This window comes from uncultured Tateyamaria sp., from assembly GCF_947494755.1.
GTDB lineage: Bacteria > Pseudomonadota > Alphaproteobacteria > Rhodobacterales > Rhodobacteraceae > Tateyamaria.
In genome coordinates this window covers 1-7,980 of the sequence record NZ_CANLVZ010000034.1, presented here as the reverse complement: position 1 = coordinate 7,980, position 7,980 = coordinate 1, and the positions used below count along the sequence as shown (strand labels likewise).

10 protein-coding genes are annotated in these 7,980 nt (G+C 53.0%); 8 read left to right on the top strand and 2 right to left on the bottom strand.

Annotation, left to right across the window (positions count from 1 at the left end):
• Positions 1-163 precede the first annotated feature (163 nt).
• The 4 genes from Q0908_RS20170 to Q0908_RS20155 all read left to right on the top strand — a co-directional run bounded on the left by Q0908_RS20170 (position 164) and on the right by Q0908_RS20155 (position 1,798).
• Entirely contained in the window at positions 164-598 is a 435-nt protein-coding gene (locus tag Q0908_RS20170; RefSeq protein ID WP_299289076.1) for a hypothetical protein, read from the top strand.
• The gene (gene tnpB / locus Q0908_RS20165; RefSeq protein WP_299289074.1) at positions 595-945 is read left to right on the top strand and encodes an IS66 family insertion sequence element accessory protein TnpB; all 351 of its coding nucleotides are present in this window, start codon (positions 595-597) and stop codon (positions 943-945) included. Before Q0908_RS20170 ends, tnpB begins: the two co-directional genes overlap by 4 nt.
• A 136-nt stretch (positions 946-1,081) precedes the next feature.
• Positions 1,082-1,561 (top strand): metallophosphoesterase, encoded by a 480-nt coding sequence (locus Q0908_RS20160; RefSeq protein WP_299289071.1) that lies wholly within the window; start codon positions 1,082-1,084, stop codon positions 1,559-1,561.
• Between the two features lie 12 nt (positions 1,562-1,573).
• A complete protein-coding gene (locus tag Q0908_RS20155) occupies positions 1,574-1,798 on the top strand; it encodes a hypothetical protein (protein WP_299289068.1) in 225 nt (74 codons plus the stop codon).
• A gap of 426 nt (positions 1,799-2,224) precedes the next feature.
• Here Q0908_RS20155 and Q0908_RS20150 read toward each other — a convergent pair whose 3' ends face one another.
• On the bottom strand, positions 2,225-3,874 hold the full coding sequence (locus Q0908_RS20150; RefSeq protein WP_299289065.1) for a hypothetical protein: 1,650 nt from the start codon (positions 3,872-3,874) through the stop codon (positions 2,225-2,227).
• A 21-nt stretch (positions 3,875-3,895) separates the two neighbouring features.
• Positions 3,896-4,342, bottom strand: a complete 447-nt coding sequence (locus Q0908_RS20145; RefSeq protein ID WP_299289062.1) for a hypothetical protein — start codon at positions 4,340-4,342, stop codon at positions 3,896-3,898.
• A gap of 53 nt (positions 4,343-4,395) precedes the next feature.
• Here Q0908_RS20145 and Q0908_RS20460 point away from each other — a divergent pair, with 53 nt between their 5' ends.
• From Q0908_RS20460 to Q0908_RS20130, 4 genes are all read left to right on the top strand, one after another.
• Positions 4,396-5,367, top strand: a complete 972-nt coding sequence (locus tag Q0908_RS20460; protein WP_366869461.1) for a YcaO-like family protein — start codon at positions 4,396-4,398, stop codon at positions 5,365-5,367.
• A gap of 135 nt (positions 5,368-5,502) precedes the next feature.
• A complete protein-coding gene (locus Q0908_RS20140; protein WP_299289059.1) occupies positions 5,503-5,991 on the top strand; it encodes a hypothetical protein in 489 nt (162 codons plus the stop codon).
• A 422-nt stretch (positions 5,992-6,413) separates the two neighbouring features.
• The gene (locus Q0908_RS20135; RefSeq protein WP_299289056.1) at positions 6,414-6,656 is read left to right on the top strand and encodes a helix-turn-helix domain-containing protein; all 243 of its coding nucleotides are present in this window, start codon (positions 6,414-6,416) and stop codon (positions 6,654-6,656) included.
• Positions 6,657-6,846: 190 nt separating this feature from the next.
• On the top strand, positions 6,847-7,920 hold the full coding sequence (locus tag Q0908_RS20130; RefSeq protein ID WP_299289053.1) for an IS66 family transposase: 1,074 nt from the start codon (positions 6,847-6,849) through the stop codon (positions 7,918-7,920).
• The last annotated feature ends 60 nt before the right edge of the window (positions 7,921-7,980 follow it).

The following is a 7,980-nucleotide window of genomic DNA, read 5'->3' as shown; positions in this document are numbered from 1 at the left end:
AATCACCACCGGCCTCACTCCAGCCTCGCTGGCCTGACGCCATACGAATATGCTAACCGGTCAGAAGAGGACCAAAAGTAAGCGTTGCATCTGACCCCCCATTTAGCCCCTGATCAGCCCTCGTCTGGCAGTTTATGATGTCCCCAAAAAGGATACAGGCATCATGAATTCTCAAACGCTAGGTGAACTCGCAAGTGATCAGAAAATTGAAAACGTCTTCCACGCCTTTGGCTACTCCGTCCCCGTCGGGAAAGATGGTCGGAGATTGTGGCCCACGAAATTCAAACGTGAAATGGGCCAGCGGATGAGATCCGGCACATTATCTGTGGGGGAAGTGCAGAAGACCTGCCGTGTTTCAGATTCCACAGCCTATAAATGGAAGAAAAAGGCAAACCGCATCACACAGAAACCAAATCACTCGCTGGAACAGTCTGCACCCGCATTTGCAGAAATCAAGGTCAGCAAAGATGAACAGCGCTCGGCACGTTCATTGGGCCAGATCGTTTTCAAACGCGCAGGGTGTGAGATAGATCTGCCGCAAGACTACCCGGTTGATCGGCTGATCCAGCTGCTTCGTGCATTTGAGCGTGCGCCATGATTTCTCCAGCAGGGAACTTCAAATTTTACGTCGCCGCCAAGCCGGTCGATTTCCGGAAGGGTATGGATGGCCTCGCCGCCCTCGTACAGAACGAGTTCGATCTAGACCCTTTTAACGGTGCCATCTTCATTTTTCGTTCTAAACGCGCGGACCGCTTGAAGCTCATCGTATGGGACGGAACTGGCCTTGTGATGACCTACAAGCGCATCGAGGGGAAAGGTTTTGAATGGCCCCGCATGCAAGACGGTATCATCAACATGAACAAGTCCCAATTTGAGGCCCTGTTTGAAGGTCTCGACTGGAAGCGAGTGACAGCGCGTGGTGCACGCAGACCCGTGGCAGTTTGAGCAACCCCATAACGATGATGATCTAATTTGCGGAGGCGTAGTTTGAGACATGGCACATTGGTATACAGCAGACCCCCATTTTGGGCATGAAAACGTCATCAAGTTTTGTGACAGGCCGTTCAAATGGGCGTCCCATATGGATGGCTTTATGTTGGAAAACATGTGGAAGGTCGTGAAACCTGATGACGATCTATGGATCATCGGAGACTTCGCCTTCGGGACACCGGCAAAAGATCCGACATACCTTCAGCAAATCTTCGACCAACTACCTGGCGCGCGCAAACATCTGATCGTCGGCAACCATGATAGCGAACTCACTCAATCGTTGGGTTGGTCGTCGGTCGCTCATTTGGCGGAAGTGCCCGATGGGCCTAAAGGCCAGCGAAACACGCTCTGCCATTATCCCATGATTACCTGGAACCACGCGAGACGCGAAGCTCTTCAGCTATTCGGGCATGTCCACAACAATTGGCGTGGCTCCCGAAACTCCGTCAATGTTGGCGTCGACGTTTGGGATTTCATGCCGGTTACGTATGATGATGTCGCACGGCGGGCACGAAATTTGCCCATCAACAAGCATTGGGCTGATGTCGAACACCGTAACAAACTCGACTGAGGGGAAAGAGCCATGAAGAACGGACTTTCAAAGCGACGTTGGCCCGAATTCCATGGATGGGATGAGAAAGCCGAAGCGATCGAGATATTGGCACAAGCCTGCGGTGCTTACGTTTACTGTTCACAAAAGCACAAATACCTTAACGTAGAAGTTCAGAGGAAGGCGAGCACCCCCGCACAAACGAAAGCGCTTTATGTGTTGGCCGATCTGATCGAACAACTGACAGATTGCGAATAGCCGGTGATAAAAGAGGGGACAGGCCGAACGATTGGCAACTGCGGATGAAATCCGACACTCGATACTAGTGATTTGAACTCACAAAATGCGGGACAGATCAGACTTGTGCGACTGCGGCTATTGCTGACGCAGTATTGGTTCGCAGGTGCAGCGGGTTCATTGTCGGGGTGTGTCGGAAGTCCGGATCAGCTGTTCATAAGTGTCGATCTAGTCGAAACCGATACCGCACTTTCGCTGCTGGTTGGACATCGGTTCGACGTCCTGAAGGCTATCGCTGCGGGACACAAACAAGCGAACACTAAAGAGTTGCTGACTTGGAACCACGCCAAACCCGCGTTGTCGGTGCACCAGTTGCCAAGCGCGTAAAGCCGTAGATCGTCCTTTGTGGCATCTTGAGAGTGTCGCGCTGACTCTTCGGAAGAAGCGCTATGAAATTCCCGCTGATCGAAGATCTTTGGTCAAGCGCCGATGCAGGATAGGATTGGACACAAAGGCCTTTGATCTCCACTGCTCCGCCCGGAAGTCCGGATCAGCGATCAGCAGTCGATCTGCGGTAAGGCGGGCCGCAGAGAGATCGCCATGACGCACAAGTCTTACGGTCTCGGCAATGAGAGCGCGAACATGGTTTGGTTGCGCTGCCAGAACGGATTTCAACAGATCTGCGGGATCGCCCTTTTCGGATAATAGAAGAGACAGAGCAAGGTTTGTGCGTATCCAGAGTGGTGGAAACTCGGAAAGCGTCATTGCGTGCCGACATAGAGCCTGCTCGCGCTCGAAGTTACCATTGTAACCATGGACCGCAGCAACGTATCCAATCCATTCCGGACTTGCTGGCATTCGTGCCGCGACGGCCTCAATAACCCCTACCGCATCGCTCGCCTGTCCCTTTGCACAAAGGATGAAGGCCCTCAGCGCATTGCCATAGGCGTTGTCGGGCTCCGCGCGTGTGACTTCATCAGCAATGTCGTAAGCTTCGCACACTGCCTCTGTCGGGGCGCCAAGCAAACAGAGGCGAACGCCATCAATGAGGCAAAATCCGAGTGAGATACGCGCTTGAACAAATTTCGGATCCGCTTCAATTGCTCCACGGTAGTATTCGATAGCGCTGGCAAGTGCGTTTCGCTGGGCAGCGGTTTCGCAGACCCGCCCCTTTTGGAACAGCTCCCAAGCGATTGTGTCTGTTTCTGTCCCCGCCCAGTAGTCGGCCCAACGCCCATCGCATAAGATGCGCTGGATCTCCTCGACGATTTTGCGTGCGAGTTTTTCGGTGCCGTCCGGCCCGCTCTCATCTGGCTGTTCGTAGCGTGCGCTCCAGAGCTGAATTCCCGTGTTAAGATCGATGAGGCGCATATGGACCCGAAAGCCTCGAAAACTTCGGGTCGTTCCGACCAGCTCATAATCCGATGCTTCGCGTCGGCCCGGTTCAACGAGACAAATGGCGCCAGCGAGCGCATGAAAACTCGCCATCAAATCCTCGGAGAGTGTTTCTGAGAAGGTCTCAAGTTCGGTGATCTCGCCGATCGGCCGAACAGTACGCACAGAGAGCTTTGGGATTATTCCTCGGGGGGGGGCAATTGCGTGTAAGTGTACGCCAGGCTTTGCGCTCGGATTGAACTTTTTCTCATCCAATCTCGCGTACCAATGCGCACGTTCTTCGCTTAGCCAGTCTTCGAACTCAGGGTCACGAACATCCAGCCCCTCGAGAAGATCGCGGTGCGGATCGGGCATCCCATCACGAAAGTCCAACCAAACAAGCCGCATATCCAAGAGAACATCGTCTCCGGACGTGTCCAGAATTTGATGTCCAAAGCTCGCAAAATGGCGCCGTAGGCCACTGAGCTCTTGGCGCAAACTTGCGGCTCCCTTTTCCCCAGCGGCTCCGCTCCAGAGCCTGTCTTGTAGCCAGGAACGAGCCCGACGCCCCGTCGGTGCGAGTGCCAAGAGCGCTACGAGCGCTTTTGCTTTGCGTCCAGCCGGCGTCGCGTCGCTTCCGTCCGGTAGTGAAATCACAAACGGCCCGAACAGCCTTATCTTGAAGTGTGCGTCTTTCTCTGAACTTTTAGGAGCATCCACCATTCCCCTTGTCACAATCGAGGCTTAACCGGCGCAGCCGCATATCGTTATGAACCCAAAAGCCTCTTTGGCAACTTCATCAAGGTCAATAAGGGATTTAACCGCCTCTCGGTCAAGACTTTTGAGTTCCTTTCCACCATCTCTCAAGAGGCGTGATACCTTGTCGTCGAAATCGGGTACTACAATGTTTACAACACGAACGCGTTGTCCTGCTTGTTCAATGGTACGATCGACATGAAAGGCAAGTTGAACTGAATCCGTTTCCAGCGATGGAAACGTTTCTGGACCAAAGGAAACGAGCGGTTCATCCAATAGCACTTCTTTTGATTGATCAATAAGGCACGTGAAGCCATCGATCGTGTTCGTTGAAAGCGTAGTTTCGCGGTTATCCTTCGCTTCAGTTGCGAGAGCCGCAATAGCCTGACCTACTTGTTGATACGTGACGCCATCTTTCAGTTTTAACCGTGCCATGTCGAACCTCTGTTTCATTGACATAAGGACATCATAGCAATTTATTTCATATCATGAATACAAGAGATTCGAGCATGTCTGCCGCGTTGCAGGGTGCCATTGCCTCAAAAATTTTCTCTAAGCCATATCCTTTACCATTACCCTTGGGATTGCCGTTCTGTGCGGCTGTTTGTTCTGTGAGCCTACCAGCAGGATGCGCTCCTCCGAATGGATCCATGCCTTTGCGTGTCGGATGTGGGGTAAGCGAGACAATTGAGACTGCAGCATTCCTAGCCCTAGCGGAGGCGGCGGAGCGTCACGCGATACAATACGATCCTCAGCGAGACGCGTCGGTGAAACCCATTCTCTATGCTGGAGGATCAGCCGACAGCATACCCTTTTCGGAACTGGCTCTGGGAGCGCCGTCTGGTGGTTTAGTTGACAGCAGAGGTTGTGCGGCTGGTGACAGTTTTTCGAGCGCGGCAAATCGGGCATTGTACGAACTGTTGGAAAGACATCATGTCGGCCCACGCGGTGCGCTTCGCGGCTCGTTCTTTGTCCTCGATACCGACGCGGCAACATTCCTAGAGCCCCATATCGCCTTTCTGAGTAGCCAACTTAGGGAGCTGCACATTGCCGTCATGGTTTCACCGCACGGATATTCCGTCTCTCGCGTGATATGTCGCGACCTGAATGAAAGCCGATGCACAATCGGCTCTGCCTGTGGTGCGAAGCTCGAAGACACTATCCGACGCGCCGCTGAGGAGGCAATTCTACTCTGGCGAAACCTTGTCGAGATGGAGGCTCGTAGTGCTCCAATTCCGGACGCCAGTACGAATGAAGGGGTCTTGGTGCATATATACCGTGGGGTTGCTAGAATTGATGCGAGCGCATGCGTTGAAAAAAAGGAAACTCTACCTTCGGTGCCAGCGCTGGATTCGCCAATCGCTCAAATCGTAAATTCTGTTACTGGAAGCAGGGTTCGTGTTTTTAACCTCACTGCGCCATCTGTAGGTGTACCTGTAGCTCGTGCTGTTTTGGGCTGATTTTTCTCTTTTATCCCAGTTTCTTCACTTGGTTTTTTTGTCCAGATCCAGAATTCACACTGCTTTTACGCTCGTCTTATGGGCCAGCCGTACCTGTGTTTGTGCTCACTAAAGGGCATAACAAGGAGATAGAAAATGTCTGGTACACTACAATTCAATCGCGAGTTTGCTGAGTTTGGTCCGCAGGTCCGCAACTTCGAAAAAGCCGACGACGTTGGCTTTGTCGTCACTGAACTTCTTTGGGATGGTGGAGCGCCGTTCTATGCCATCGGAGAGCTGATGGATGCGCGGATCAACGCGACTCCGCTCGGGGAGGGAGACCCGGCGTCCGAAGAGCTCATTGATCTTGTGTTGCGATTTCCGACCCGCGGAGAAGGGGATGGTTTCTGGTTCGAGATCGTGCTTCGCGTCGAAGGTGGTGCTGCCTACGCGGGCTGGATCTTCGGCGAAGAATTGGCTGTGACGGATGAAATCGTCAATGGTCACCGTGTCCTTGAGGCCAGCGCCGGCGGCACCACGCTTCGGTACGTCTATGACTTGATGTCAGGTCGCTATTCGCTGGATCCGACAGCTGTGAACCTGGCGACGGCGGACGCTCGCCGGATTGCGAAGCGTCGCCGCTGATCCTCCTGAAAAGATTTCGGGCCTCGGCAAGCCGAGGCTCGAGCCTTGGACGCACAGTGCTTACCAATGGCCAGTCTCCGTGCTGCCTAGCAGCGCAAATTCTCGATGACTAGGTTGGGCTCTTTCGAGGCATTCTCTACTAAACGTATGAACGGCATCCATCAAAAAACGAATAGATTGAGTGAGGCAAAAGCTGCCTTATGAACGCCGCAGCTGTCGACAAACGACGTCTTTGTAGACCCCCTTATGTCAATTGTTATTTCTACAATTGACATAGATTGCGTGTCTGTCTAATACGTTAGCTAGAATAGACCGCTGCTAGGGCAGCCCCTTTTTGCTGGCGATTCGAAAAAGCGTTGATCTAGTCGCGATAATATGCGACCCATTTGTTGTAAGCAACTTTTGGAGTCAGGTTATTGCCTTTGCCCGATGTTCAGATTGATCGCCAAAAACATGCTAAGGTCAAGTATTTACTTGATTTAGCTGGGTCATCTTTTTCTGATATCGCCGCAAGCCTGTCACTTTCTCCTTCAACCATCAGCTCAGTATCTTTGGGACGCAGCCGATCTAGGCGTGTCGAAAAGGCAATTTCGGAACGTATTGGCGTGCCCGAATCTGAGCTTTGGCCGGAGCGGATTACTGAAAAATCGGAGGACGCCGCATGACCTGATCTTAGAAATTCAGGGCTCGGAATGAATGAGGCCCCTCGGATGTGACGATCCTCGGGGCCTCGGAAAAATCGCTTGAACCACGATCTCTTTCCCTTTCATCCCACTCCCATCATCAAAAATCAAGTGAAAACACGCCCGGTTTGCTGGGCGTGACCAAATCGCTGTCTTTTCAGCGAACACAGGGATGAACAAGGATATGCGAGAAATACAGTCTGCCTGCGCGGGTCTCGCGGGGCATCAAGAGAGCTATATCTCAGACGCAGCGCTCCTGATTGCCGACGCTGATCTCCGCCGTGATGCTGAATATGAGAACAAAATCATAAACATGGAGGCATCTTTGTCGACGATGAGCGCTAAGTTGAAAGTAAAGATCGCCGACAATCGACGCCTGATGGCGCAAAACAACAAGTTTCGCGACATGCTGTTTGGCCCGTCTAGCGAAAAGTCCGATGACAAGGACGACAAGCCAGACACTGGCGATGCCGATCCCGCCGATCCGGTTCCCAGAGGGGGCAAGCCGAATTTGGATGGGGCCGCTGCGACACCCGATGACAAGCCAAAGAAGAAGCGAGGACTGCGAGGGCGGCAGAAGATCGATATACCTCAGCATCTGCCGCGCGATCGACGCGTTATCGAGCCGATCAACGGGACGACATGTACGTGTGGCTGTGGCATGCGCAAGATTGGCGAACAGATCATCGAACGGCTGACCTACAAGCCAGCCGAGGTCCGCGTGATCGAAGAGCACTATCCCAAATACACCTGTCGAACCTGTGATCGGTTTGTCCAAGCGCCAGTCCCCAAACGTGCCTTTGACTACACTCGGTTCGATGATCGCATGATTGCAGGTTTGGCCGTTGGGAAATTTGCTGACTTTCTGCCTAACTACCGGCAAGAAGAGATCTTCAAACGCGCTGGTATCAAGTTTCACAGATCGACGATGGGTCGCCTAATGACCCAAGCAGTCGACGCTTTGGTGCCACTCCACGAAGCATTGGACGCGGACCTGAAATCCGGCTCCAAGTTGTTTATGGATGAAACCATCATGCCGCAGCTACTGCCCGGGAATGGACGCACAAAGACCTGCTGGGCGTGGGCGCTATGCCGAGATGATCGACGTTGGCTGGGTAACGCCCCTCCCGGCGTGACTTTCCGTTTCTGCCAATCGCGCAAGGGTGAGCATGCCGAAGAGATACTTGAGGGATACAATGGCACCCTGCAAGTTGATGGCTATTCTGGGTATGACCTGCTCCCCTGAAAAGTCCGGCATTTAGAGTTAGCCTGTTCTCCAACTGAGGAGACAGACGATGAAGAGAAG

Excerpts from the sequence above, each read along its gene's own strand:
- Q0908_RS20170 (WP_299289076.1), top strand. The coding sequence starts at position 164 with ATGAATTCTCAAACGCTAGGTGAACTCGCAAGTGATCAGAAAATTGAA.
- tnpB (WP_299289074.1), top strand. The coding sequence starts at position 595 with ATGATTTCTCCAGCAGGGAACTTCAAATTTTACGTCGCCGCCAAGCCG.
- Q0908_RS20160 (WP_299289071.1), top strand. The coding sequence starts at position 1,082 with ATGGATGGCTTTATGTTGGAAAACATGTGGAAGGTCGTGAAACCTGAT.
- Q0908_RS20155 (WP_299289068.1), top strand. The coding sequence starts at position 1,574 with ATGAAGAACGGACTTTCAAAGCGACGTTGGCCCGAATTCCATGGATGG.
- Q0908_RS20150 (WP_299289065.1), bottom strand. The coding sequence starts at position 3,874 with ATGGTGGATGCTCCTAAAAGTTCAGAGAAAGACGCACACTTCAAGATA.
- Q0908_RS20145 (WP_299289062.1), bottom strand. The coding sequence starts at position 4,342 with ATGGCACGGTTAAAACTGAAAGATGGCGTCACGTATCAACAAGTAGGT.
- Q0908_RS20460 (WP_366869461.1), top strand. The coding sequence starts at position 4,396 with ATGAATACAAGAGATTCGAGCATGTCTGCCGCGTTGCAGGGTGCCATT.
- Q0908_RS20140 (WP_299289059.1), top strand. The coding sequence starts at position 5,503 with ATGTCTGGTACACTACAATTCAATCGCGAGTTTGCTGAGTTTGGTCCG.
- Q0908_RS20130 (WP_299289053.1), top strand. The coding sequence starts at position 6,847 with ATGAACAAGGATATGCGAGAAATACAGTCTGCCTGCGCGGGTCTCGCG.